The sequence below is a fragment of the Streptomyces sp. NPDC101151 genome (assembly GCF_044768335.1).
Taxonomy (GTDB): domain Bacteria; phylum Actinomycetota; class Actinomycetes; order Streptomycetales; family Streptomycetaceae; genus Streptomyces.
This window is the reverse complement of the sequence record NZ_JBIWPP010000018.1, coordinates 101,611-125,149: the sequence shown is the minus strand read 5'-3', so window position 1 is coordinate 125,149 and position 23,539 is coordinate 101,611. Positions and strand designations below refer to the sequence as shown.

The 23,539-nt window shown below is 71.2% G+C and carries 20 protein-coding genes and 1 pseudogene; 9 read left to right on the top strand and 12 right to left on the bottom strand.

The window, feature by feature from the left end:
* Positions 1 to 3: 3 nt before the first annotated feature.
* From ACIRU3_RS28955 to pssA, 6 genes are all read left to right on the top strand, one after another.
* Positions 4 to 2,031 (top strand): protein meaA, encoded by a 2,028-nt coding sequence (locus ACIRU3_RS28955; protein ID WP_404062074.1) that lies wholly within the window; start codon positions 4 to 6, stop codon positions 2,029 to 2,031.
* A complete protein-coding gene (locus ACIRU3_RS28950; protein WP_404062071.1) occupies positions 2,028 to 2,987 on the top strand; it encodes an HpcH/HpaI aldolase/citrate lyase family protein in 960 nt (319 codons plus the stop codon). Before ACIRU3_RS28955 ends, ACIRU3_RS28950 begins: the two co-directional genes overlap by 4 nt.
* Positions 2,988 to 2,992: 5 nt before the next feature.
* Entirely contained in the window at positions 2,993 to 3,520 is a 528-nt protein-coding gene (locus tag ACIRU3_RS28945; protein ID WP_116145089.1) for a MaoC family dehydratase, read from the top strand.
* A gap of 3 nt (positions 3,521 to 3,523) precedes the next feature.
* Complete coding sequence (locus ACIRU3_RS28940; protein WP_404062068.1) at positions 3,524 to 4,729, top strand: acyl-CoA dehydrogenase family protein; 1,206 nt, start codon at positions 3,524 to 3,526, stop codon at positions 4,727 to 4,729.
* 169 nt (positions 4,730 to 4,898) lie between these two features.
* Positions 4,899 to 5,555, top strand: a complete 657-nt coding sequence (locus tag ACIRU3_RS28935; RefSeq protein ID WP_145884640.1) for a phosphatidylserine decarboxylase — start codon at positions 4,899 to 4,901, stop codon at positions 5,553 to 5,555.
* 22 nt (positions 5,556 to 5,577) lie between these two features.
* On the top strand, positions 5,578 to 6,396 hold the full coding sequence (gene pssA / locus ACIRU3_RS28930; protein WP_385787229.1) for a CDP-diacylglycerol--serine O-phosphatidyltransferase: 819 nt from the start codon (positions 5,578 to 5,580) through the stop codon (positions 6,394 to 6,396).
* A 191-nt stretch (positions 6,397 to 6,587) separates the two neighbouring features.
* Here pssA and ACIRU3_RS28925 read toward each other — a convergent pair whose 3' ends face one another.
* On the bottom strand, positions 6,588 to 7,724 hold the full coding sequence (locus ACIRU3_RS28925) for a glycerate kinase (RefSeq protein WP_404062065.1): 1,137 nt from the start codon (positions 7,722 to 7,724) through the stop codon (positions 6,588 to 6,590).
* A gap of 164 nt (positions 7,725 to 7,888) precedes the next feature.
* Between ACIRU3_RS28925 and ACIRU3_RS28920 the strand changes: the two are divergent.
* The 3 genes and pseudogenes from ACIRU3_RS28920 to ACIRU3_RS28910 form a co-directional block, all read left to right on the top strand.
* A pseudogene (locus tag ACIRU3_RS28920) lies at positions 7,889 to 8,950 on the top strand (ADP-ribosylglycohydrolase family protein); the annotation flags it as partial.
* 87 nt (positions 8,951 to 9,037) lie between these two features.
* Positions 9,038 to 9,427, top strand: a complete 390-nt coding sequence (locus ACIRU3_RS28915; RefSeq protein WP_404062258.1) for a CU044_2847 family protein — start codon at positions 9,038 to 9,040, stop codon at positions 9,425 to 9,427.
* A 394-nt stretch (positions 9,428 to 9,821) separates the two neighbouring features.
* Complete coding sequence (locus ACIRU3_RS28910; RefSeq protein WP_404062062.1) at positions 9,822 to 10,313, top strand: NUDIX domain-containing protein; 492 nt, start codon at positions 9,822 to 9,824, stop codon at positions 10,311 to 10,313.
* Positions 10,314 to 10,353: 40 nt separating this feature from the next.
* On the opposite strand, the gene fdxA is transcribed toward ACIRU3_RS28910, so the two are convergent.
* The 11 genes from fdxA to ACIRU3_RS28855 form a co-directional block, all read right to left on the bottom strand.
* Positions 10,354 to 10,674 (bottom strand): ferredoxin, encoded by a 321-nt coding sequence (gene fdxA, locus ACIRU3_RS28905; RefSeq protein ID WP_404062060.1) that lies wholly within the window; start codon positions 10,672 to 10,674, stop codon positions 10,354 to 10,356.
* Complete coding sequence (gene ispG / locus ACIRU3_RS28900) at positions 10,671 to 11,810, bottom strand: flavodoxin-dependent (E)-4-hydroxy-3-methylbut-2-enyl-diphosphate synthase (protein WP_404062058.1); 1,140 nt, start codon at positions 11,808 to 11,810, stop codon at positions 10,671 to 10,673. The genes fdxA and ispG overlap by 4 nt, the downstream gene beginning before the upstream one ends.
* Positions 11,811 to 11,823: 13 nt before the next feature.
* Positions 11,824 to 13,611 (bottom strand): 1-deoxy-D-xylulose-5-phosphate synthase, encoded by a 1,788-nt coding sequence (locus ACIRU3_RS28895; protein ID WP_404062255.1) that lies wholly within the window; start codon positions 13,609 to 13,611, stop codon positions 11,824 to 11,826.
* Positions 13,612 to 13,715: 104 nt separating this feature from the next.
* Positions 13,716 to 14,705, bottom strand: a complete 990-nt coding sequence (locus ACIRU3_RS28890) for a 4-hydroxy-3-methylbut-2-enyl diphosphate reductase (RefSeq protein WP_404062056.1) — start codon at positions 14,703 to 14,705, stop codon at positions 13,716 to 13,718.
* Positions 14,702 to 16,099, bottom strand: coding sequence for a pentalenene oxygenase (gene ptlI / locus ACIRU3_RS28885; RefSeq protein WP_404062054.1), 1,398 nt, complete (start codon positions 16,097 to 16,099; stop codon positions 14,702 to 14,704). Before ptlI ends, ACIRU3_RS28890 begins: the two co-directional genes overlap by 4 nt.
* 35 nt (positions 16,100 to 16,134) lie before the next feature.
* Positions 16,135 to 17,148 (bottom strand): pentalenene synthase, encoded by a 1,014-nt coding sequence (ptlA, locus tag ACIRU3_RS28880; protein ID WP_404062051.1) that lies wholly within the window; start codon positions 17,146 to 17,148, stop codon positions 16,135 to 16,137.
* 276 nt (positions 17,149 to 17,424) lie between these two features.
* Positions 17,425 to 18,438 (bottom strand): polyprenyl synthetase family protein, encoded by a 1,014-nt coding sequence (locus ACIRU3_RS28875; protein ID WP_404062048.1) that lies wholly within the window; start codon positions 18,436 to 18,438, stop codon positions 17,425 to 17,427.
* A complete protein-coding gene (ptlD, locus tag ACIRU3_RS28870) occupies positions 18,435 to 19,352 on the bottom strand; it encodes a neopentalenolactone/pentalenolactone F synthase (protein ID WP_404062046.1) in 918 nt (305 codons plus the stop codon). Before ptlD ends, ACIRU3_RS28875 begins: the two co-directional genes overlap by 4 nt.
* 53 nt (positions 19,353 to 19,405) lie before the next feature.
* On the bottom strand, positions 19,406 to 21,229 hold the full coding sequence (gene ptlE, locus ACIRU3_RS28865; RefSeq protein ID WP_404062044.1) for a neopentalenolactone/pentalenolactone D synthase: 1,824 nt from the start codon (positions 21,227 to 21,229) through the stop codon (positions 19,406 to 19,408).
* Entirely contained in the window at positions 21,202 to 22,014 is an 813-nt protein-coding gene (gene ptlF / locus ACIRU3_RS28860) for a 1-deoxy-11-beta-hydroxypentalenate dehydrogenase (RefSeq protein ID WP_404062041.1), read from the bottom strand. The genes ptlE and ptlF overlap by 28 nt, the downstream gene beginning before the upstream one ends.
* Positions 22,015 to 22,157: 143 nt before the next feature.
* Positions 22,158 to 23,525 carry an MFS transporter gene (locus tag ACIRU3_RS28855; protein ID WP_404062038.1) on the bottom strand — a complete coding sequence of 456 codons (1,368 nt, stop codon included), beginning with the start codon at positions 23,523 to 23,525 and terminating at the stop codon, positions 22,158 to 22,160.
* Positions 23,526 to 23,539: the final 14 nt, after the last annotated feature.

Below are 23,539 nucleotides of genomic sequence, written 5' to 3'. Positions count from 1 at the left end.
TTGATGACAGAGCGTCAGAAGGACCGTCCGTGGCTCATGCGGACGTACGCCGGCCACTCCACGGCCGAGGCGTCCAACGAGCTGTACCGGCGCAACCTCGCCAAGGGCCAGACCGGTCTGTCGGTGGCGTTCGACCTGCCGACGCAGACCGGCTACGACCCCGACCACATCCTCGCCCGCGGCGAGGTCGGCCGGGTGGGCGTGCCCGTCTCGCATCTCGGTGACATGCGCCGGCTGTTCCAGGACATCCCCCTGGAGCAGATGAACACCTCGATGACGATCAACGCCACCGCCATGTGGCTGCTGGCGCTCTACCAGGTCGTCGCCGAGGAGCAGGGCGCGGACATCACCAAGCTCCAGGGCACGACCCAGAACGACATCGTCAAGGAGTACCTCTCCCGCGGGACGCACGTCTTCCCGCCCGGGCCGTCGCTCCGCCTGACGACGGACATGATCGCGTACACGGTCTCCCACATCCCGAAGTGGAACCCGATCAACATCTGCAGCTACCACCTGCAGGAGGCCGGGGCCACACCGGTGCAGGAGATCGCGTACGCGATGTCCACCGCGATCGCCGTCCTCGACGCCGTGCGCGACTCCGGCCAGGTGCCGCAGGAGCGCATGGGCGACGTGGTCGCCCGCATCTCCTTCTTCGTGAACGCGGGCGTCCGCTTCGTCGAGGAGATGTGCAAGATGCGGGCCTTCGGGCGCATCTGGGACAAGGTCACGCGTGAGCGGTACGGCATCGAGAACGCCAAGCAGCGCCGGTTCCGCTACGGCGTCCAGGTCAACTCGCTCGGCCTGACCGAGGCACAGCCGGAGAACAACGTCCAGCGGATCGTGCTGGAGATGCTGGCCGTGACCCTCTCCAAGGACGCACGCGCGCGTGCCGTGCAGCTGCCCGCCTGGAACGAGGCGCTGGGCCTGCCCCGCCCCTGGGACCAGCAGTGGTCGCTGCGCATCCAGCAGGTGCTCGCGCACGAGAGCGACCTGCTGGAGTACGAGGACATCTTCGAGGGCTCGCAGGTCATCGAGGCGAAGGTGACCCAGCTGGTCGAGGACTCCCTCACGGAGATCGACCGGATCCAGGAGATGGGCGGCGCGATGGCGGCCGTCGAGTCCGGCTACCTCAAGTCGCAGCTCGTCGCCTCGCACGCCGAGCGCCGGGGCCGGATCGAGTCCGGCCAGGAGAAGATCGTCGGCGTCAACATCTTCGAGACGACCGAGCCGAACCCGCTGACCGCCGATCTGGACGCGGCGATCCAGACGGTCGACCCGGCCGTCGAGGCCCGCGTCGTCGAAGCGATCGGCACCTGGCGCGACACGCGCTACCAGCCGCCCTTCAACCACCCGCGCCCGTGCAAGGCGCTGGAGCGGCTGAAGGAGGCCGCCAAGGGCACCGGCAACCTCATGGAGGCCACCCTGGAGTGCGCCCGCGCCGGGGTCACGACCGGCGAGTGGGCCGGGGCCCTGCGCGAGGTCTTCGGGGAGTTCCGGGCGCCGACCGGTGTCTCCTCGGCGCCGGTGGCCGTCCCGGTCGAGGAGGGCTCGGCGCTGGCCGAGGTCCGGGCCAAGGTGGACGCCACCGCCCGCGACCTGGGCTCCGGCAAGCTGCGCTTCCTGGTCGGCAAGCCGGGCCTGGACGGGCACTCCAACGGCGCCGAGCAGATAGCCGTGCGCGCCCGTGACGCCGGCTTCGAGGTGGTCTACCAGGGCATCCGGCTCACCCCGGAGCAGATCGTGGACGCGGCCCTCGCCGAGGACGTGCACGCGGTCGGCCTGTCCATCCTCTCCGGCTCGCACGCCCAGCTGGTCCCGGACGTGCTGGACCGGCTGCGGGAGGCCGGCGCGAACGACATCCCGGTGATCGCGGGCGGGATCATCCCGAACGCCGACGCCGAGCAGCTGAAGGCCGCCGGCGTGGCCGCGGTGTTCACCCCGAAGGACTTCGACATCACCGGGATCATCGGCCGTATCGTCGACGAGATCCGGAAAGCGAACAAGCTCGACCCCCTGGAGGTCCCCGCATGACCGTCAACCGTCTTCGTCCGCGGCGCTCCTGCCTCGCCGTGCCCGGAAGCAACCCGCGCTTCCTGGAGAAGGCGCAGGGCCTCCCGGCGGACCAGGTCTTCCTGGACCTGGAGGACGCGTGCGCACCGCTCGCGAAGCCCGAGGCGCGGCACACCATCGTCAAGTTCCTCAACGAGGGCGACTGGACGGGCAAGACGCGCGTCGTGCGCGTCAACGACTGGACGACCGAGTGGACGTACCGCGACGTCGTGACCGTGGTCGAGGGCGCGGGCCAGAACCTCGACTGCATCATGCTGCCGAAGGTCCAGACCGCCGAGCAGATCGTCGCCCTCGACCTGCTGCTGACGCAGATCGAGAAGACCATGGGCTTCGAGGTCGGCAAGATCGGCATCGAGGCGCAGATCGAGAACGCCCAGGGCCTCAACAACGTCAACGCGATCGCGCAGGCTTCCCCGCGCGTCGAGACGATCATCTTCGGCCCGGCCGACTTCATGGCGTCCATCAACATGAAGTCGCTCGTCGTGGGCGAGCAGCCGCCCGGCTACCCGGCGGACGCCTACCACTACATCCTGATGAAGATCCTGATGGCCGCCCGCGCCAACAACCTGCAGGCGATCGACGGCCCCTACCTGCAGATCCGCAACATCGACGGCTACCGCGCGGTCGCGCAGCGCGCCGCCGCGCTCGGCTTCGACGGCAAGTGGGTGCTGCACCCGGGCCAGGTCGAGGCGTCCAACGAGATCTTCTCGCCGTCCCAGGAGGACTACGACCACGCCGAGCTGATCCTGGACGCGTACGACTACTACACGTCCGAGGCGGGCGGCAAGAAGGGCTCCGCGATGCTCGGCGACGAGATGATCGACGAGGCCAGCCGCAAGATGGCCCTGGTCGTCTCCGGCAAGGGACGCGCCGCCGGCCTCCAGCGCACCAGCAAGTTCGAGATCCCGGAGGCCTGAGCGCGATGCAGTTCGGACGCACCTACGAGGAGTTCGAGGTCGGGGCGACGTACAAGCACTGGCCGGGCAAGACGGTCACCGAGTACGACGACCACCTGTTCTGTCTCCTCACCATGAACCACCACCCCCTCCACATGGACACGAACTATGCGGAGAAGACGACGGACTTCGGCAAGAACGTCGTCGTGGGCAACTACATCTACTCCCTGCTGCTCGGCATGTCCGTCCCGGACATCTCCGGCAAGGCGATCGCCAACCTGGAGATCGAGTCGCTCAAGCACGTGGCGCCGACCTTCCACGGCGACACGATCTACGGCCAGACGACCGTGCTCGACAAGTGGCCGTCCAAGTCGAAGAACGACCGCGGGATCGTCTACGTCGAGACCAAGGGCTACAAGCAGGACGGCACGCTGGTCTGCGTGTTCCGCCGCAAGGTCATGGTGCCGACCGAGACGTACATCAAGGAGCGCGGCGGCGAGCAGCCCGGCCGCCCGGAACTGACCGCACCCGCGGACAAGAACACGGAGAAGTAGGCCATGGCCCGTCTCGCCCAGACCGCCGGTCTGACCGACGTCCAGCAGGAGATCATCTCCACCGTTCGGGACTTTGTCGACAAGGAGATCATCCCTGTCGCGACCGGGCTGGAGCACCGCGACGAGTACCCGCAGCAGATCGTGGACGGCCTGAAGGAACTCGGCCTGTTCGGTCTGATGATTCCCGAGGAGTACGGGGGCCTGGGCGAGTCGCTCCTCACCTACGCGCTGTGCGTGGAGGAGATCGCCCGTGGCTGGATGTCGGTGTCCGGCATCATCAACACGCACTTCATCGTCGCGTACATGCTCAAGCAGCACGGCACGCAGGAGCAGAAGGACCACTTCCTGCCGCGCATGGCCGCCGGCGACATCCGGGGCGCCTTCTCGATGTCCGAGCCCGGCCTGGGCTCCGACGTGTCGGCCATCACCTCGAAGGCGGTCAAGGACGGCGACGAGTACGTCCTGAACGGCCAGAAGATGTGGCTGACGAACGGCGGGACCTCGTCCCTGGTGGCCGTCCTGGTCCGAAGTGACGAAGGACACCCCGAGGGCACGGCGCCCCACAAGTCGATGACGACCTTCCTGGTGGAGAAGGAGCCCGGCTTCGGCGAGGTCCGTCCCGGCCTCACCATCCCGGGCAAGATCGACAAGATGGGCTACAAGGGCGTCGACACCACCGAACTGATCATGGACGGCCTGCGGGTACCGGCCGATCGGGTGCTCGGCGGCGTCACCGGCCGAGGTTTTTACCAAATGATGGACGGCGTGGAGGTCGGCCGCGTCAATGTGGCGGCGCGTGGCTGCGGCGTCGCTCAGCGTGCCTTCGAACTGGGTGTCCAGTACGCCCAGCAGCGACACACTTTCGGCAAGGCGATCGCCCAGCACCAGGCCATCCAGTTCAAGCTGGCCGAGATGGCCACCAAGGTCGAGGCCGCGCATGCCATGATGGTCAACGCGGCACGCAAAAAGGATTCAGGGGAACGAAACGACCTCGAAGCGGGGATGGCGAAGTACCTCGCCTCCGAGTACTGCAAGGAGGTCGTGGAGGATGCCTTCCGGATCCACGGCGGCTACGGCTTCTCCAAGGAGTACGAGATCGAGCGCCTCTACCGAGAGGCCCCGATGCTGCTGATCGGTGAAGGTACCGCCGAGATCCAGAAAATGATCATCGGTCGCAGACTGCTCGAAGAGTATCGATTCCAGGGCTGATTGTCCGGAAACGGGGTGTTTTCTTCGAGAAGAAGATCACACCCCGTAGGCACTGTTCGAGCACCGACTCGGCTGCCTGGCTTGCCCAGTTGCAGCCCGCGACCGGTACGATCCCCGGAAAGCCGCCGTCCCCCGTTGAGCGCGGCATCATCCGCTACGAAGGTCATCCATGCCCCACAGCCAAACCTCTGCACCTCGCGACCGCCAGGTAGGCGTACGCCTCGCGCGCGGAGCATCGCCGTGGCTTCTCCCGACCGTCGCCACCGCAGCCCTCAGCCTGGCCCGCGCCCGCCGCTCGGGCGCAGCCAAGGCCGTTGCCGTGCCCGCCACCGCGCTCGCGGCGGGCATGCTGTGGTTCTTCCGCGACCCCGAGCGCGAGATCGCCCAGGGCCGGGTCATCTCGCCCGCCGACGGTGTGGTGCAGAGCATCATGCCCTGGAAGGACGGCCGCACCCGCGTCGCGATCTTCATGAGCCCGCTCAATGTCCACGTCAACCGCGCGCCCCTCTCGGGCACGGTGACATCGGTCGAGCACATCCCGGGCGGCTTCGTTCCCGCTTTCAACAAGGAGAGCGAGAACAACGAGCGCGTAGTCTGGCATTTCGACACCGAACTCGGTGACATCGAGATGATCCAGATCGCCGGTGCGGTGGCCCGCCGCATCGTGCCCTACATCCCGGAAGGCACGAAGGTCGAGCAGGGTGACCGGATCGGTCTGATCCGCTTCGGCTCGCGTGTCGACCTCTACCTGCCCGAGGGCGTGGAGGTCGCGGTCGAGGTCGGTCAGAAGACCGTGGCTGGGGTGACTCGCATTGACCGTGATTGATCCGGAGACCCAGGCGGGCTGGGTGCCCGAGGCCGACGAGGTGGACGAAGAAGAGGAGATGCCTCTTTCTCTCCGCCTCTCAATAGCGGACACCCTCACCCTGGGCAACGCCACGTGCGGCTTCATGGCGGTGTACTTCACCACCACCGGGATCCTGATCCCGCACCTCACCGGCAGCCAGGAGTCCGGCATGGCCCGCCACAGTGCGGCCACGGCGGTCATCCTGATGCTCTGCGCGGCGGTCTTCGACCTGTTCGACGGCCTGGTGGCGAGGAAGCTCCGTTCCTCCCCGATGGGCGCGGAGCTGGACAACCTCTCCGACCTGATCAGCTTCGGGCTCGCCCCCGCGTACTTCGTCCTCGTCTACGGCATGGTCGCGGACGACGCGCACCAGCGAATGGCGGCGCTCGGGGCAATCGTGGTGCTCCTGGCCGTCGTCCTGCGTCTGGCCCGCTTCTCCTGCGTGACCCCGAGGAACGGCATGTTCCAGGGCATGCCCTCGCCGTTCGGCGCGCTGACGGTCGTCTCGATCGTCCTGCTCGAGCTGCCCTTCGTGGCGACGCTGCTGGCGATCCTGGGCACCGCCTGGCTGATGGTGAGCCGCGTGGAGTACCCGAAGCCGCGGGGCCGCCTGGCCGGCGCCATGCTCGGCTGGATCGTCCTGTCCATGGGGCTCCTGGCCGCCTGGGCCTTCGACGCCCCGAGCGGTCAGCTGCTCCTCCAGACGGGCTGTGCCCTGCAGCTGGTCATGGGCGCGGTGATCCCGCTGTTCGCCACGGCGCGCCGGGTGAACAACTTCCGCGACAACCGTCGTGAGGCGCGGGCGGCCCAGCTGCCCTAGCGCTCCGCTTCGAGGGCCCCGGATCCGATGGGATCCGGGGCCCTTCGCTTTGTGCGCGGCACCGGGGTGACAGCCCTGGGGGGCCGCCCCCGAGACCCCCTGGCCCGCCTGCCCGCCCGTCTTCCTCGTAGCCGACCGAGTCGGGTGGGCAGGTGGGAAGCGGGGGTCCGGGGGCGGAGCCCCCAGGTGCGTCAGATCAAGTTGTCCTCGGCGATCCGGGCCGCGACGCGTTCCAGGATCGGGCCGGCATCCGCGATGCACTTCGCGATGTCGGGCTCGACCGAGGTGAGGGGGTAGGCCCGACCGATACCGGCCCGCAGCAACGCCTCCTGCGGCAGAGCGAGTCGGCCGCACACCGCGACGACCTCCTTGCCGGCCGCCCGGGCCGCCGCGGCAACCCCCGCCGGCGCCTTGCCGTGCAGGGTCTGCTCGTCCAGCGACCCCTCACCGGTGATCACCAGATCGGCCCGCTCCAGCGCCGGTGCAAAGCCGAGGACGTCGAGCATGACCTCGATGCCGGGCCGGAAGCGGGCACCCAGGAGCAGCGCGCCGTAGCCGATGCCACCCGCCGCCCCGGCACCCGGCGCCGCCGCGTGCTCGGCGGCCCGCGGCCCCACGGCCGCCTCCAGCACCTTGGCGAAGTGGGCGAGGGCCGCGTCCAGGGTCGCCACGTCGTCCGGGGACGCCCCCTTCTGCGGCCCGTACACCGCGGGCGCGCCCTTCGGCCCGGTCAGCGGGTTGTCGACGTCGCTGGCGAGTACCAGCTCGACCGAGGACAGGCGCGGGTCGAGGCCGGACAGGTCCGCCCGCGCCAGCTCGGCCAGTCCGCCGCCGCCCGGCGGCACCGGCTCCCCGGCCTCGTCCAGGAACCGGGCACCCAGGGCGGCCAGCATGCCGGCGCCGCCGTCCGTCGTGGCGCTCCCGCCGACGCCGAACACGATCGTCCGGGCTCCCGCGTCCAGCGCGGCCCGCAGCAGCTCCCCGGAGCCGTACGTGGAGGCGGTCAGCGGTGCGAAAACACCGGCCGGCAGCCGCTGCAGGCCGCTCGCCTCGGCCATCTCCACGACCGCGGTGTCGCCGCGCAGCGCGAAGGCGGCCGTCACCTCGGTGCCCAGAGGCCCGGCGACCCGGACCTCCCGGCGCTCGAAGCCCGCCGCGACCGCAGCGTCCACGGTCCCGTCGCCGCCGTCGGCCACGGGCAGCGCCTCTACATCGAGGCCGGGCGCGACCCGGCGCAGCCCGGCCGTGACCCGCTCGGCGACCTGCACGGCCGTCAGCGAGCCCTTGAACTTGTCCGCGGCGATGAGCACCCGACGGGTCTCGTTCACTGCAGCGTCCGCCACCTTGCTTTCCCCTTGCTCTCCGGGCCCCGCGCACGTCAGGGCCAGTCGCGCCGCTGCGACCATAACCGGAGGACACCCCCGCCGTCATGCCCCGACCGAACCCTGGGAAGCCGCTGGGAGGCGGCGGGGAAAACGGGTAGACCCCAGCCATGAGCCACCAGGACACCGTTCCGGACCTCGCCGACCGCATCCACGGGGGCTGGCTCGGCCGGATCGCGGGCAACATGCTCGGCAAACCGGTCGAGCAGGGCGAGGTGTGGACCCGTGACCGCATCGACCGCTATCTGCGGCAGGCCGCAGCCCTGCCGCTCACCGACTACCTGCCCGAGCCCGCCGACGCGGCCGACGGCGCCGTACTGCGCCCGGAGTGGCGCCAGTGCGTGCGCGGCCGGATCCACGGCAGCTGCCGCGACGACGACGTCGACTACGCCATCCTCGGTCTGCACCTGCTGGAGACCCACGGCTTCGGCTTCAGCACCGAGCAGGTCGGCGACCTGTGGCTGCTCAGGCTGCCGTACCTGCAGACGTTCACCGCGGAACGGGCGGCGTACCGCAACCTCGCGAACGGTCTGAAGCCGCCGCTGACGGCGACGTACGACAACCCGTACCAGGAGTGGATCGGGGCCCTGATCCGCGCCGACGTCTACGGCTGGACCTGCCCCGGCGATCCGCGCCGCGCGGCCTCGCTGGCCCGGCGGGACGCGGTGCTCTCCCACACCGGCAACGGCGTCTACGGCGCGATGTTCGCGGCCGCGCTGGTCTCGGCGGCCTTCACCGCGCCGGGCGTGCGGGAGGCACTGGAGACCGCGCTCGCCCTGATCCCGGCGGGCAGCCGGCTGGCGCGCACCGTGCGCCGGGTGGTGTCGCTGCACGAGACCCGCCTGCCCTGGGAGGAGACGCTGGCCACGGTGTCGGCGGAGACCGCCGGTCTGGGCTGGATCCACACCGTCCCGAACGCGGCCGTCCTCACGGCCGGGCTGCTCTACGGCGACGGGGACTTCACCCGCACCATCGCCCTCACCGTCCGCGGCGGGCTGGACACCGACTCCAACGGCGCGACGGCCGGCTCGGTGGCCGGAGTGCTCACCGGCGCGGCGGCCATTCCGGCCCAGTGGAAGGACCCGCTGCGGGACACGGTCCGCAGCGCGGTGTTCGGCTTCGACGGGGTACGGATCAGCGACCTGGCGGAGCGCACCCTTCGGCTGACGAGCGAGCCGCAGCGGGAGGAGGCCGCCTCCGGCGGCTCGAATCCGCCGAAGGCGCCGTCATCACGGTGCGCCGGTCGGCACAGTGACCCCATGCCGGAGTACTTGGAACTCGACCTGGCCGGAGCCGCGGTCCGTGTGGAACTCGCCGATGTCGGCGAGCCGTTGACGGACGACGGCCTGCCTGCGGAGTTCGGCGTGCCGAGCCCCGCCTCGCGCGGCGGGGGCCGGGCCGCGGCCGCCGACGCGCTGCGGGCGACGCTGCGCCCGCTGGGCCCGCTGCTGGACGAGGTGCACGACGCGGTCCGCGGTGCCGCGAACCCGCCGGAGTCGTTCACGGTCGAGTTCGGGCCGGAAGTCGGCAAGGACCTCAAACTCGGCATCGTGGGCGTCAAGGGTGCGGCCACGATGACCGTTTCGGCACCTGGCGGCATGAGGTGCGCGCAGCCTAGGGGTGAACTGGTTCCGCAGGCCCGCGGGTGAGCCGGCGGTGGTCTCGGTGCTGCGCCGGGACGGCGGCCCGGCCGTCGGCGCGGCCACGCTCCTCTCCCCCGACCGCGCGCTGACCTGCGCGCACGTCGTCAACGACGCCCTCGGCCTGGCGCCTCGCGGCACCCGGCGGCCCGACGGCGAGGCGGTCGAGGTCGCCTTCTTCCAGGGCGAGGACCGGTGCGCTGGGCCCGGACTCCGTCGAGACGCTGTCCAGCGCCCATCAGCCGGCCGTCGCACTGCGGGGCTCCGGGGCGGCGGCGGAGGCCGTGGCACTGGCCGAGGAGCTGCTGCCGCGGCAGCCGCGTGTCCTGGGGCCCCACCACCCGGAGACGGAGGACGTCGGGCAGCTCCTTCGGGGTCACGGAGGCCCGTTACCCTCTGCAGAATGACCACTGCGGACTTCGCCACGTACATCGCGAGCCTCCCCCGTGTCCTCGCCGGTGCCGCCGCACTCTTCCGGGACGCCGAGGGGCGGGTGCTGCTCGTCGAGCCCAACTACCGCGAGGGCTGGGCGCTTCCGGGCGGCACGGTCGAGTCCGACGACGGCGAGACACCGCGCCAGGGGGCCCGCCGGGAGACCCGGGAGGAGATCGGCCTCGACCGGGAGCCTGGACGGCTGCTGGCGGTGGACTGGGCGCACGGGACGGGACGGCCGCCGCTGGTCGCCTATCTGTACGACGGCGGTGTCCTCACCGAGGCCGAGTTCAAGGCCATTCGGCTGCAGGAGGAAGAGCTGCTGTCCTGGCGTCTGGTCGCCCGTGCGGACATCCCGGACCATCTGCCCGGTGCCCTCGGCCGGCGTGTCCTGGCCGCGCTGGACGTCCTGGCGGAGAGTGCGGGCACGGTGGAGCTGGAGAACGGCCACCGGGTGGCCTGAGGCGCCGCCGGGGCGTCGTGCGTCCCCGACGGCGCCGCGCTCAGCCCGTGCCGACCGGGTGCTGGGCGACGACCGGGTGGTCCCGGTCGATCAGCCCGTGGGCGGCGGCGCCCCCGGGCGAGCCGAGGTCGTCGAAGAACTCGGCGTTCGCCGTCCGGTACTCCGACCACTCCCGCGGGGTGTCGTCCTCGTAGAAGATCGCCTCGACCGGGCAGACCGGCTCGCAGGCTCCGCAGTCCACGCACTCGTCCGGGTGAATGTAGAGGGCGCGCTGTCCTTCGTAGATGCAGTCGACCGGGCACTCCTCGATGCAGGCCTTGTCCTTGATGTCGACGCAGGGCTGGGCGATCACGTAGGTCATGGACGTTCCTTCTCCCTCTCCATCTCCCTCTCCATCTGCTCGGCGAGCTTGAGTGCCTCGTCGATGAGCGTCTCGACGATCTTCGACTCGGGTACGGTCCGCACGACCTCGCCCTTGACGAAGATCTGGCCCTTGCCGTTGCCGGAGGCGACCCCGAGGTCGGCCTCCCGGGCCTCGCCCGGGCCGTTCACCACGCATCCCATGACGGCGACACGCAGCGGGACCTCCATGCCCTCGAGGCCGGCGGTCACCTCGTCGGCGAGCCGGTACACGTCGACCTGGGCCCGCCCGCAGGACGGGCACGACACGATCTCCAGCCGGCGCTGCCTCAGGTTCAGCGACTCCAGGATCTGGATGCCGACCTTGGCCTCCTCGGCGGGCGGGGCCGAAAGCGAGACGCGGATGGTGTCGCCGATGCCCTCGCTCAGCAGCGCGCCGAAGGCGACGGCGGACTTGATCGTGCCCTGGAAGGCGGGGCCGGCCTCGGTGACGCCCAGATGGAGCGGGTAGTCGCACTGCTCGGCGAGCAGCCGGTAGGCACTGACCGTCACGACCGGGTCGTTGTGCTTGACGGAGATCTTGAGGTCCCGGAAGCCGTGCTCCTCGAACAGCGAGCACTCCCACAGCGCGGACTCCACCAGCGCCTGCGGGGTGGCCTTGCCGTACTTGGCCAAGAGGCGCCGGTCGAGGGAGCCCGCGTTCACCCCGATGCGGATCGGGACGCCCGCGTCCCCGGCCGCCCGGGCGATCTCCTTGACCTTGTCGTCGAACTGCCGGATGTTGCCGGGGTTGACGCGGACGCCCGCGCATCCGGCGTCGATCGCGGCGAACACATAGCGGGGCTGGAAGTGGATGTCGGCGATCACGGGGATCGGGGACTTCCGGGCGATGGCCGGCAGCGCGTCCGCGTCGTCCTGCGAGGGGCAGGCCACCCGGACGATCTGGCAGCCGGACGCGGTCAGTTCGGCGATCTGCTGGAGGGTGGCCCCGACATCGGCGGTCGGGGTCGTGGTCATGGACTGGACGGAGATGGGCGCGTCGCCGCCGACGGCCACGGACCCGACCTGGATCTGCCGGCTGGCACGGCGTGGGGCGAGGCGCGTCGGCACGGTGGGCACCCCGAGCGAGACGGACATGGCACGTTTCTCCTCAGTGTGGAGGTGCGGCTGTGTGGGGAACTGCCTGGTGCGGTACGGCGAGTTGGGCGCGGGTCAGGCCCGCGCGGCTGTAGGTGAGGGCCGCCGCGAGTTCGTCGGCGATGCGCGGCGCGGTGAGTCCGGCGGACTCGAGGATCTCGGACCGGGAGCCGTGGGCGAGGAACCGCTGGGGCAGACCGAAGGTGCGGACGGGAGCGGGCGCGCCCGCATCGCCCAGCGCCTGGGCCACCGCGGCTCCGGCTCCGCCGGCCCGACCGTTGTCCTCGACCGTGGCGACCAGGCGATGTCCGAGGCTCAGTTCCACCAGGGCCTGCGGCACCGGCTTGATCCAGCGCGGGTCGACGACGGTGACACCGACGCCCTCCAGGGCGAGCAGCGCGGCGGTCTCCAGGCAGGTGCCGGCCATGGCCCCCACGGAGATCAGGAGCAGGTCCGCGCGCTCCCCCCGACGGAGCACGTCGACCCCGCCGACGGTGTCGACGGCGGGAATGTCCTGGCCCGTGGTGCCCTTGGGGAAGCGCAGGGCGGTGGGCCCGTCGTGCACGGCTACGGCCTCGCGCAGCGCACGGCGCAGGGTGCCGGCGTCGCGTGGCACCGCCGTCCGCAGTCCGGGGACGATGTTCAGCAGCGACAGGTCCCACATGCCGTTGTGCGAGGGGCCGTCGTCCCCGGTGACGCCCGCCCGGTCCAGGACCAGCGTCACGGGGGCGCGGTGCAGGGCCGCGTCCATGAGCAGCTGGTCGAAGGCGCGGTTGAGGAAGGTGGCGTAGATCGCCACCACCGGGTGCATTCCGCCGAGGGCCAGGCCGGCCGCGGCGGTCACCGCGTGCTGTTCGGCGATACCCACGTCGAGGGTGCGTTCCGGGTGCCGGGCGGCGAACTCGGTCAGGCCGGTCGGGTGGAGCATGGCCGCGGTGACGGCCACCAGGTCCGGTCGCCGTGCGCCGAGTTCGGCCAGCTCACGGCCGAAGACGGCGGTCCAGGAGGGCGAGCCGTCACCGCCCGGCCTACCGGAGCGCCGGGGGCGTACGGCGTGCTGCCGGTCCGCCTCGTCCTGTTCGGCCGGGGCGTGGCCGCGGCCCTTCTCGGTGACGCAGTGCACGACGGCGGACCGGCCGAGGTCGCGTGCCCGGCGCAGGGCCGCCTCCACGGCCGTGATGTCGTGTCCGTCCACGGGCCCCAGATAGCCGAGGCCCAGGGTCTCGAACATGCACTCCGGGGTGGTCTCGTCGCGCAGCGCGGCCAGGTGTTCGGCGATGCCGCCGACGGTGGGCCCGTAGGAGCGGGTGTTGTCGTTGAGCACGACGATCACCGGGTGGCCGGGCGCGCTCGCGAGATTGTTCAGCGCCTCCCAGGCCATGCCCCCGGTGAGCGCCCCGTCGCCGAGTACGGCCACCACGGCCCGGCCGGTGTCCTCGGTGTTCTTGCGCACGCCGTACGCGTGGGCCACGCCGGCCGCCCAGGACAGCACGGTGGAGGCGTGCGAGTTCTCGATGACGTCGTGCGGGGACTCGGCCCTGCAGGGGTATCCGGACAGTCCGCCGCGCTGCCTGAGCGAGCCGAGTGCGCCGGCGCGGCCGGTGAGGATCTTGTGGACGTAGGACTGGTGGCCGGTGTCCCACAGGATGCGGTCACGGGGTGACTCGAAGACGCGGTGCAGGGCGATGGACAGCTCGACGACCCCGAGGTTGGGGCCGAGGTGACCGCCGGTGCGGGTGACGGTGTCCACCAGCAGCCGCCGGATCTCCGGTACGAGCCGGTGGACCTGCTGCGCGGACATGGCCCGCAGGTCCTCGGGCCCCCGTATCTCCTCGACGACACTCTTCCCGGTGCCGGTCTCCGCCGCGCGTGTCTCCGTCGTCACGCGTATCTCCTCTGCTGCGTTCATCGCACCTGTGCCTCGTCCGCGAGCGGTGTGCGCGGAATCCGGCCGGTGACCGGGTCGGCCAGCCGGGCCGGCATGGAGAAGACCACGTCCTCGGGCATCGCCTGCTGCAACTCCACGTCGCCGTAACCGAGTTCGGACAGCCGGTCGAGGAGCCCGCGGACGAGGACCTCGGGTGCGCTGGCGCCGGCGCTGACGCCGATGCTCGACGCACCGTCCAGCCAGGCCTCCTGGAAGTGGTCCCGGTCGGGCACGAGGTGGGCCCGGCAGCCGTGTTCGCGCGCCACCTCGACCATGCGCAGCGAGTTGCTTGAGTTGCCGGACCCCACGACGAGGACCAGGTCGTGACGGCGTGCCAGGTCCTTGACGGCGTTCTGCCGGTTCTGGCTCGCGTAGCAGATGTCGTCGCCGCCGGGGGCGACGAGGTTGCCGAACCGTACGCGGAGCGCCTGGACCACCTTCGCGGTCTCGTCGAAGGACAGGGTGGTCTGGGTGAGGAAGGCGACCGGGGTGTCGTCCGGCAGGTCGAGCCGGGCCACGTCCTCCACCGTCTCGACCACGACCGTGCGCTCGGGCGCCTCGCCGAGGACACCGTCGACCTCCTCGTGGCCGGCGTGCCCGACCAGCAGGATGGTGCGGCCGTCGCGGGCGAAACGCAGCGCCTCCTGGTGCACCTTGGCCACCAGCGGGCAGGTGGCGTCGATGACCTCCAGCTGCCTTTGGTCGGCGCCGGCCCGCACCGCCGGGGAGACGCCGTGGGCGGAGAAGACGCACACGGCGCCGTGCGGGACCTCCTCCTCGCCGTCCACGAAGACGGCTCCGCGTTTTTCCAGTTCGGAGACGATGTGGTGGTTGTGCACGATCTCCTTGCGCACGTAGACCGGTGCGCCGTGCAGGTCCAGGGCCCGCTCCACGATGCCTATGGCCCGCCGTACGCCCGCGCAGAAGCCGCGGGGCTGGGCCAGTTCGACCGTCCCGGCCCCGCTCACGCGGCATCACCCCCGCCGAACCCGGCCGAGGGGACGGCCGCCGCGGTGGGGCGGTCGGTGCGGCTGTTGATCCGCAGCCGCAGCCGGCGGGGGTGGTAGACGGTGGCCAGCGGGACGGGCCGGACGTCGGCGTCGGGCTCGCAGGTGATCCGCCACTTGCTCAGGATGGTGGCGAGCCCGAGCGTGGCCTCGGTACGGGCGTACAGGTCGCCGATGCACTTGCGGGCGCCGGTGCCGAACGGCATGAACGCCTGGCGGGCGAGCGGGGTGACCCGGTCGGGCAGCCAGCGGTCGGGGTCGAAGCGCCGCTCGTCGGGGTAGGCCTCCTCGTTCAGCGCCACCGCTGCGGGGCTGAAGACGATGGTGGTCCCCTTGGGCAGGTGCTGTCCGGCCAGTTCGGTGTCGTCGGCGGTGAGCCGGGTGAACAGCCAGGCCGGCGGGTGCAGCCGGAGGGTCTCGCTGATGATGCGGTCGGTCAGCGAGAGGTTCGGCAGGTCGTCCCACTGCGGTTCCCGGCCGCCGAGGACGGTGTCGATCTCCTCGTGGAGCGCGGCCTCGACGGCGGGGTGCTGGGAGAGCAGGTGGAAGATCCAGGTGAGGGTGCCGGCGACGGTCTCGGTGCCGGCCGCCATCACGGTGATGACCTGGTCGTGGATCTCGGTGTCGTCCAGTCGGCTGCCGTCCTCGTCGCGGGAGGCGAGCAGGGCGGAGAGGAGGTCGTCGTGTTCGGCGTCGTCCCTGCGGTAGTCGTCGATGAGCTGCTGGGTGGTCGCGTGCAGGTAGTCCAGGTTGCGCCGGTAGCGGCGGTTGGCCGGGGTGGGCAGCCGGCGCAGGAAGCGGGGCAGGAACATCTGCCGGAACAGCCCGTTGAGCACCGTGTCGAAGGCGCGTTCCACGCCGTCGGTGAGTTCCTTGCTGACGGGGGTGGAGTACAGGGTGCGGGCGACCGTGCGCAGGGCCATGCCGTACAGCTCCTGGAAGGCGTCGACGACCATGCCGTCGTGCCAGCGCTCGGAGGTGGCCTCGATCTCGGCGTGCATGGCGGTGGCGTAGCGCTTGAGCTGGGAGCGCTGGAAGGCCGACTGCATCAGCCGGCGCTGTCGGCGGTGGTCCTTGAACGGGCAGGTGACCAGCCCGTTTCCGGCGATGTCACGGGCCCGGTCGTAGAAGATGCCGCCCTTGTCGTAGGTGCGGTCGTTGGTCAGGACGTCGCGCAGCAGGCTCGGGTGGCAGGGCACGTAGGCGGAGGTCGGACCGATCTTGATCTTCACCAGGTCGCCGTGGGCGGACAGCGACGACATGAACCGCACGGGCCGGCGCATCATCTGCAGGGCGTGGCCGACGACGGGGACCGCTCCGGGGGCCGTCCCGGAGCTGTAGGTCTGCTGGGGCATCGCAACCTCACATCGGGTGGGTGGTGGGTGGGGGACTAGCGGCGGCTGCCGCCGAGTTCTTCGAGGTAGCCCTGGAGGCCGGCGGCGACCGCGAACTCGGCGTCGTAGCGGCCGGAGGAGCGGTGCCAGTCGTGGGAGCCGCGGATCACGGTGCGCACGGCGTCGGTGCGGTACCGCTCGACGGCCTCTCGCTCGCCGGCGTCGAGGTCGTAGATGTCGCACACCTTGGGCAGGCAGGTCTCCAGGAGGAGGAACTGGGAGAGGCGGGCGTGCACCTCGTCCTGCAGGTGGGCGATGCTGCGGCCCTTCGGCCAGCCGTGTTCCCGCTGCAGGATGAAGACCAGGTTGTTCTGCTCGCCCCGGGCCTCCTCCTTCTCCAGCGACGCGATGTCGTTGAACATCAGGTTGACGTCGATGGCGATCTGCAGCATCGCGGAGAGCACGGCGCTGTCGAAGACGCGCTGGGGCACCTCGAAGTGCCCGGTGCTCTCGGCCATGTCCACGGTGGGCTGGACGCCGATGGTCTGCCGGCGCACGGCCAGGTACTGGGCGGCGGAGTCGTACGGGGTGTCGTGGAAGCGGCTGACGGCCTCGTCGACGTATCCGGTGAAGTAGTTGCGCCAGTGCCGTGCGCTGCGTGCGCACCAGGCGGGTGACATGCCCTCGCAGGAGCGGCGCCAGATGTCGGCGAAGCCGTGCGCGATGGGCGGTGCGGTCTGCGGGAGCGGTCCGTCGAGGGCGGCCGCCACCGCGTCCGTGAGGCGGCGGGCCTCCTCCGGGTCCTCGCCGCGCGGTCCGTCGAAGAGGTCGTCGAAGAGGAAGAACCACGACATCAGGTCGACGCCGAGGTCGAGGTCGGCGCCGGTGGTGTGCGGGTAGAAGCGGGAGGCCAGGTCGGCGTAGGCGCCGCGCAGATGGCGCTGGGCGGCGGCCTCGGTGGTGATCAGGCCCTGGGAGCGCGGCCATTTCAACTGGTGGGCCTCCGCGCGCCGGTGGTCGGGGCTCTGCCGGCCGGGCAGCGGTATTCGGAAGTCGACGTCCTGCGGCATGGTGGTCTCCGTGGTGGGGGAAAACGGTGGTGCCGTGGGGCGGCGGGTCATGTCCCTCGGGGGGACGACCGGGCGGTGCTGCCCGACGGCACGAGCAGGGGGGAAGGCCGTGGGCCACGCTGCCCACGGCCGCAAACGGCTCCGGGGCGACGCTGCCCGGGGAGCCGGGTCTTGCCGGGTGGCACCGCCGCCGCTGGGACAGGGGGTGGTGTCACTCTTGTTTGCTCCGATGCCGTGCGGCGCGAGGCTTCCTCGTTCGTTCCTCGCGCCGGCCGATCACACCTCGCGATGGACGATGAACCTGCCGACCGCGAGCAGTTCCTCACGCGCGCCGGTGTCCAGACCGGCGCCTCGCAGTGCGGCCTCGCCCAGTGCCATCCGGTGGACCGCCTCGGCCCGGGCCCAGTCGCGGCCGCCGGCGGCCTCGATCAGGTCGGCCGCGCGGCGCAGCTCCGCCGGGTCGGGGTCGCCGGGCGCGGCCAGCCACGCGGCCAGCTCGACGCTGAGCGTGCCGCCCTGGTTGAGCGCGTAGGCGACCGGGAGGGACTTCTTGCGGGAGCCGAGGTCGGAGTGGACCGACTTGCCGGTGGCGGCCGGGTCGCCCCAGATGCCGAGGACGTCGTCGGTGAGCTGGAAGGCGAGTCCGACCTGCTCGCCGTAGAGCGCCAGGGCGTCCACGGCGGGCTGCGGTGCCCCGGCCAGCAGCGCACCGATCGCGGCGCTCGCCGAGAGCAGTGCGGCGGTCTTGCCGCCCGCCATCTCCAGGCACTCCTCGACCGTGACGTGCTGGCGCTGTTCGAAGGCCATGTCCTGGACCTGACCGTGGATCAGGCGGCGGGTGGTGCGGGCGAGGAGTGCGGCCGCGGGCGCCGCGGTGGGCAGCCCGCAGTCGAGCAGCACCTCCTGGGCGAGGGCCAGCAGCGCGTCGCCGGTGAGGATCGCGCTGGAGGCGCCCCACAGCGACCAGACGGTACGGCGGTGGCGGCGCTGCTCGTCGCCGTCCATCAGGTCGTCGTGCAGCAGGGAGAAGTTGTGCACCAGCTCGACGGCGACGGCTCCGGGCAGCGCGGTCTCGGGTCGCGCGCCGACCGCCTCCGCCGACAGCAGGGCCAGCGCGGGGCGTACGGCCTTGCCGCCGTCGGCCGCGGTCGGCGCGCCGGCTGCGGTGATCCAGCCGAGGTGGTAGGCAGCCTGGTGACGGGTCCTGCGGTCGAGGAGGTCCAGGGCGGTGCGCAGCGCGGGCGTGGTGGCGTCCCGGCTGCGGTGCAGACTCGCGGGGGTGACGCTCACGCCGCGGCCTCCGCTCGCCAGGGCTCCACCGGATCGTCGAAGATGGCCACCACCTTGCGCAGGATGCGCCGGTCCGCCGGGTCGAAGGGCGTCTTCGCGTGGACGGTGCCGAGCTGGTCCCACATGACGATGTCGCCGGGCTGCCAGGTGTGGGCGTAGGTCAGCCCGGGCGCGCCGGCGTGGCCGCACAGGTCCTGCAGCAGTTCCTTGCTGGCGGTGGGGTCCAGTTCGAGGACGCGCTTGGTGTTGAGCGAGTTGACGTAGACCGCGTGGCGGCCGGTGCGCGGGTTGCGGGCGATCAGCGGGTGGACGGTCGAGGTGCCGTCCTCGGGCAGGATCGTGGCGGCGGGAAGAGGGTCGCCGCCGCGGCTCGCGATGGAGACCTCGCCCTGGTAACTCTCCTCGATGGTCTCCTCGTAGCCGGAGCGCAGGGCGTGCCGGGCCCGGTAGGCGTGCAGCCGCTGCCGCAGTTCCCCGGGCAGGGAGTCGTAGACGGCGTACATGTCGGTGAACAGGGTCTGTCCGCCGCCCGAGACGGGCAGTTCCACCGCGGCGAGGAAGCCGATCCGGGAGACGCGGGGGCGGAAGGAGTAGTCGGTGTGCCAGTCCATCCAGCCGGCGTCGCCGACGCCGATCTTCTGTCCGTTCTCCACGATGTTGGAGATGATCAGGATCTCGTTGTGGTCAGGACTGGCGCCGGTGGTGAGCCCTGTCTTGGGGATGTGACCGAAGCGGCGCCCGAAGCCGAGCAGTTCGTCGTTCGAGGGGTCCTGGTGGCCGCGGAAGACCAGCACCAAGTGCCGGTCGAGTGCGGCCCAGATCCGTTCGACGGCGGTGTCGTCGAGGTCCGGGGTGATGTCGGCGCCGTGCACGACGGCTCCGACGGAGGATCCTGGTATCGGCGAGACGTCCATGGCCTTGCGTCCCCCTTCGTGGTTGCTGCGTGGGTGCTGCGTGGACGGGTGGGTCAGTCGCTCAGTTCGAGATGGGCGAGGTCACCGGCCTCGCGCCAGGTGCGCAGGACGTTCACGAACTCCACCGAGCCGCCGCCGTAGCTGCCGTTGAGGACGTGCAGTTCGCTCGGGCGGCCCTCGTTGTTGAACAGGCCAGGGGTGCAGGACTCGGCGTAGTCGAGGTTGCGGTTGGCGAGCCGGAGGATCTCCTCGACCCATTCCTTCTCGCCGGTGGCGGACGCCTCCACGACGTGCCTGCCCCGGTCCTGGACGGCCTTGAGGATGTGGGCGACGTGTCTGCTCTGCTCGCCCAGCATGTACGGGACGTTGACATGCAGGCCCGACTGGACCTTGGACAGGACGAAGCAATTAGGGAAACGATTCACCATCACGCCGTGGAACGTTCGCGCTCCGTCCGCCCACTTGTCGGACAGCCGCAGCCCGTCCCTCCCCACGACCTCGTAGCCGGCCCGGGCGGTGTACGGCACGGCGTACTCGGACTCGTATCCCGAGGCGAACACCAGGCAGTCCACCGGGTACTCACGGCCGCCCGCCACCACCGCGTGCTCGGTGAGCCGCTCGATGCCACGACCCCCGGTGTCCACCAGGGTGACGTCGGGACGGTTGAAGGTCCCCAGGTAGTCGTCGTGGAAGCAGGGCCGCTTGCAGAACAGCCGGTAGTACGGCTTCAGCGCGGCCGCCGTGGCGGGATCGCGGACGACGGTGTCGACCCGGGCCCGCAGCTCCTCCATCTTGAGAAAGTCGGCGCGTTCGACGGCACCGGCCGCGTCCTCGGGGTTCGCCTCCGCGGACTTCGGGAGGATGGCCGCGAGTCTGGCCGTGATCTCCGTCCAGCCGTCCGCGACGAGGTCCTCCTCCTGCGGGACTCCCGAGGTCAGGGCATGGAAGTTGTCCATGCGCCGCTGCTGCCAGCCCGGTTCGAGCGCCTTCGCCCAGTCCGGGTCGGTCGGCCGGTTGGCCCGTACGCCCACCGAGGGCGGGGTGCGCTGGAAGACGTACAGGTGCTCGGCCGCCTCGGCCAGGTGCGGGATCACCTGGACGGCCGTCGCGCCCGTCCCCACGATCCCGACCCGCTTGTCCCGCAGCGCCGCGAGGCTGCCCGGGACTCCGCCGCCGGTGTACCCGTAGTCCCAGCGGGCTGCGTGGAAGGAGTGCCCGCGGAAGGTCTCGATGCCCTCGACGGCGGGCAGTTTGGGCCGGTGCAGGGAGCCGATCGCCATGCACACGTACCGGGCCCGGAAGCGGTCGCCGCGGTCCGTGCGCACCAGCCAGTGCGCGGAGTCCTCGTCCCAGCGCAGCTCGGTGACCGAGGTGTGCAGGAGCGCGTCGCGGTAGAGGCCGTAGTGGCGGGCGAGGGCCCGGCAGTGGGCGAGGATCTCGGCACCGGTCGCGTACTTCTCGGTGGGCACCGTGCCCAGTTCTTCGAGCAGCGGCAGATAGATGTAGCTCTCGATGTCGCATCTGAGCCCGGGGAACCGGTTCCAGTACCAGGTCCCGCCGACGTCACCGGCCGCGTCGATCAGGCGGATCCGCTCGAAACCGCAGCTCTCGCGCAGCCGTGCGCCCATCAGCAGGCCCCCGATGCCGGCACCGACGACGGCGACGTCGACCTCGTCGGTGACCGGGTCCCGCTCGATCGCTTCGGTGTGGGGGTCGGCCGCGTAGCGGGACAACTCCCCGCGCGCGAACCGGTAGATCCGGCCCTCGGCCGCCAGCAGGCGCTTGTCGCGCTCCTCGCGGTACTTGGCCCGCACCGTCTCGATGTCGACGGGGCCGGACGGTTCGCCGGCTAGGGCGTCTGTTCCAGAGCGTTCCACAACGTCTCCTGCGTCGGGTGGACGGGCGAGATCAAGTGGCGCTGTACGTCGTCGAACTGGTCACGCAGCCGGGTGGGCGCGTCGGCGTTCGTGAACAGGTAGAAGCGGTCGGAGCCCAGTGCGTCCCACACGGTCTCGGCCACCAGACCGGCCGCGACCGTCGTGTCGCCGGTCGCGTCGCGCGGCGCGGCGAGTCCCTGGACCATCGGTGTGTCGACCCGGCCGGGACAGAGCACCGAGACCCGTACGGGGGTCCCGGCGAGGTCGGCCCGCAGACTGCGGGCCACGGCCAGGTCCGCGTGCTTGGAGGCGGCGTAGGCCGCGCTGCCGCTGCCCACGGCGAACGCCGACATCGAGGCGGTGTGCACCAGGTGCGCGGGCCGCCCGCACTCCAGCAGCCGCGGCACGAAGGCGCGGGCGACATGGATGTGCGCCCAGTGGTTCACCTCGAAGACCTCGCGCATCCGCTCCAGCGGCACGGACCACAGGGGCATCCCCACAGGGCCGACCACTCCGGCGTTGTTGCAGACCACGTCGATCTCGCCGAGCGTGGCGTACGCCGTCTCGGCCAGGGCCGCCACCGCGTCCGGGTCGGTGAGGTCCACGGTCTCGGCGTGGACGTCGGCACCGCGTTCGGCGAGCTCACGGGCCCGGCGGTGCAGGGCGTCGCCCTGGATGTCCGCCATGATCACCTTGACGCCGGACCGGGTGAACCGGTCGGTGAGGGCGAGACCGATACCGCTCGCCGCGCCGGTGACCACGGCCGTCCTGGGGTGTAGGTGCACGGGAGTGTCCGTTCCTCGCATCCTGGGGCGGGCAGGGCACGGGCCGCATCCTTGCGGCCCGGAGGGGACGTGCGGGGCGGGCATGTGCGCTGGGGCCCGGTGACGTCCGCCCGTTTCCGGGCCGGGCGGACGCCACCGGTGGTTCAGGCGGGGTCGGGCAGTTTCAGGCTGATGGCGAAGATGGTCACCGAGAAGAGCGCCAGCAGGGCGAGGACGATCACCGCCGCCGAGGCGTGCCCCATCGAGTCACCGAGGGCGAGGTAGATCGTGCCGCCCACGGTCGCGCCCAGGGCGGTGGCCGTCTGCTGGCTGGTGACCAGCACACCGCTGCCCATACCGGCCTGGCCCGGCGGGACGTCGGCAAGGATCATCCGGAACAGGGTCGGCCCGATCAGGGCCTGCCCGACACCGGTGAACGCCAGCACGGCCAGCACCAGCACGACCGGAACGTCCGGCCAGGTGACCCCGATCAGCAGCGCCATGAGGAGCAGACCGGCTCCCTGGACGGCGGCGCCGAGGGTCACGATGCGCCGGCCGATGGCCGCCGCGATCTTCGGGGTGAAGAGCGCCACCACGAAGAAGGCGGAGGCGAACGGGGACAGCAGGGCCCCCGAGCCCAGCCCGCCCAGACCGAAGTCGTCCTGGGCGACCAGGGCGTAGACGAACATGAAACTTCCGAACCCGATCGAGAACGGAACCATCGCGAGCAACCCCCGGCGCATCCCGAGCTGCGAGAGGACCGATGGAGGCAACAGCGGCGAACCGCCCTCGGCCTCCAGCCGCCGCTCGACCCGGACCAGCGCCACCACGGCGGCTGCCGCGACCACGGGCAGCGCCCACAGCCACAGCGGCCAGCCCAGCGCCTGCCCCTCGACGATCACCATCAGCACGCAGACCAGGGCGACCCCGAACAGCACGGTGCCGATCAGGTCGAAGCCCGGCCTGCGCTCGGCCCTGGTGTCCGGCATGTGCCGCACGGCCAGCAGCGCGGCCGCTCCGACCGGCACATTGATGAGGAACACCGACCGCCAGCCGACCCCGGCGATGTCCAGCCAGACCAGCAGGCCGCCCAGGATCTGCCCGGCCACCGCCGCGAGTCCCGCGGTCGCGCCGTACAGGCTGATGGCGCGCGCACGTGCCTGGCCCTCGGTGGCCGCCTGGATCGTCGCGAGGACCTGCGGCACGAGCATGGCCGCGGACAGGCCCTGCAGGAGCCGGGCCGCGATGAGGAAGCCGACGCCCGGGGACACACCGCACAGCGCGGAGCTGAGCGTGAAGGCGATCAGGCCCCACACGAAGAGCCGGCGTCTGCCGTAGGTGTCGCCCAGGCGCCCGCCGAGCACGAGCCCGAGCGCATAGGCGATGCCGTAGCCGGACACGACCAGCTCCAGTGCGGTCTCGCTGCCGTTCAGGTCGTGGCCGATCGTGGTCAGCGCCACGTTGACGATGAAGAAGTCGACGATGGACAGGGCGAACCCGGTGAGCACCACGACCAGACCGATCGGGGACAAGCCCGCCGTCCTGT

Excerpts from the sequence above, each read along its gene's own strand:
- ACIRU3_RS28955 (WP_404062074.1), top strand. The coding sequence starts at position 4 with ATGACAGAGCGTCAGAAGGACCGTCCGTGGCTCATGCGGACGTACGCC.
- ACIRU3_RS28950 (WP_404062071.1), top strand. The coding sequence starts at position 2,028 with ATGACCGTCAACCGTCTTCGTCCGCGGCGCTCCTGCCTCGCCGTGCCC.
- ACIRU3_RS28945 (WP_116145089.1), top strand. The coding sequence starts at position 2,993 with ATGCAGTTCGGACGCACCTACGAGGAGTTCGAGGTCGGGGCGACGTAC.
- ACIRU3_RS28940 (WP_404062068.1), top strand. The coding sequence starts at position 3,524 with ATGGCCCGTCTCGCCCAGACCGCCGGTCTGACCGACGTCCAGCAGGAG.
- ACIRU3_RS28935 (WP_145884640.1), top strand. The coding sequence starts at position 4,899 with ATGCCCCACAGCCAAACCTCTGCACCTCGCGACCGCCAGGTAGGCGTA.
- ACIRU3_RS28915 (WP_404062258.1), top strand. The coding sequence starts at position 9,038 with ATGCCGGAGTACTTGGAACTCGACCTGGCCGGAGCCGCGGTCCGTGTG.
- ACIRU3_RS28910 (WP_404062062.1), top strand. The coding sequence starts at position 9,822 with ATGACCACTGCGGACTTCGCCACGTACATCGCGAGCCTCCCCCGTGTC.
- fdxA (WP_404062060.1), bottom strand. The coding sequence starts at position 10,674 with ATGACCTACGTGATCGCCCAGCCCTGCGTCGACATCAAGGACAAGGCC.
- ispG (WP_404062058.1), bottom strand. The coding sequence starts at position 11,810 with ATGTCCGTCTCGCTCGGGGTGCCCACCGTGCCGACGCGCCTCGCCCCA.
- ACIRU3_RS28895 (WP_404062255.1), bottom strand. The coding sequence starts at position 13,611 with ATGTCCGCGCAGCAGGTCCACCGGCTCGTACCGGAGATCCGGCGGCTG.
- ptlI (WP_404062054.1), bottom strand. The coding sequence starts at position 16,099 with ATGCCCCAGCAGACCTACAGCTCCGGGACGGCCCCCGGAGCGGTCCCC.
- ptlA (WP_404062051.1), bottom strand. The coding sequence starts at position 17,148 with ATGCCGCAGGACGTCGACTTCCGAATACCGCTGCCCGGCCGGCAGAGC.
- ptlD (WP_404062046.1), bottom strand. The coding sequence starts at position 19,352 with ATGGACGTCTCGCCGATACCAGGATCCTCCGTCGGAGCCGTCGTGCAC.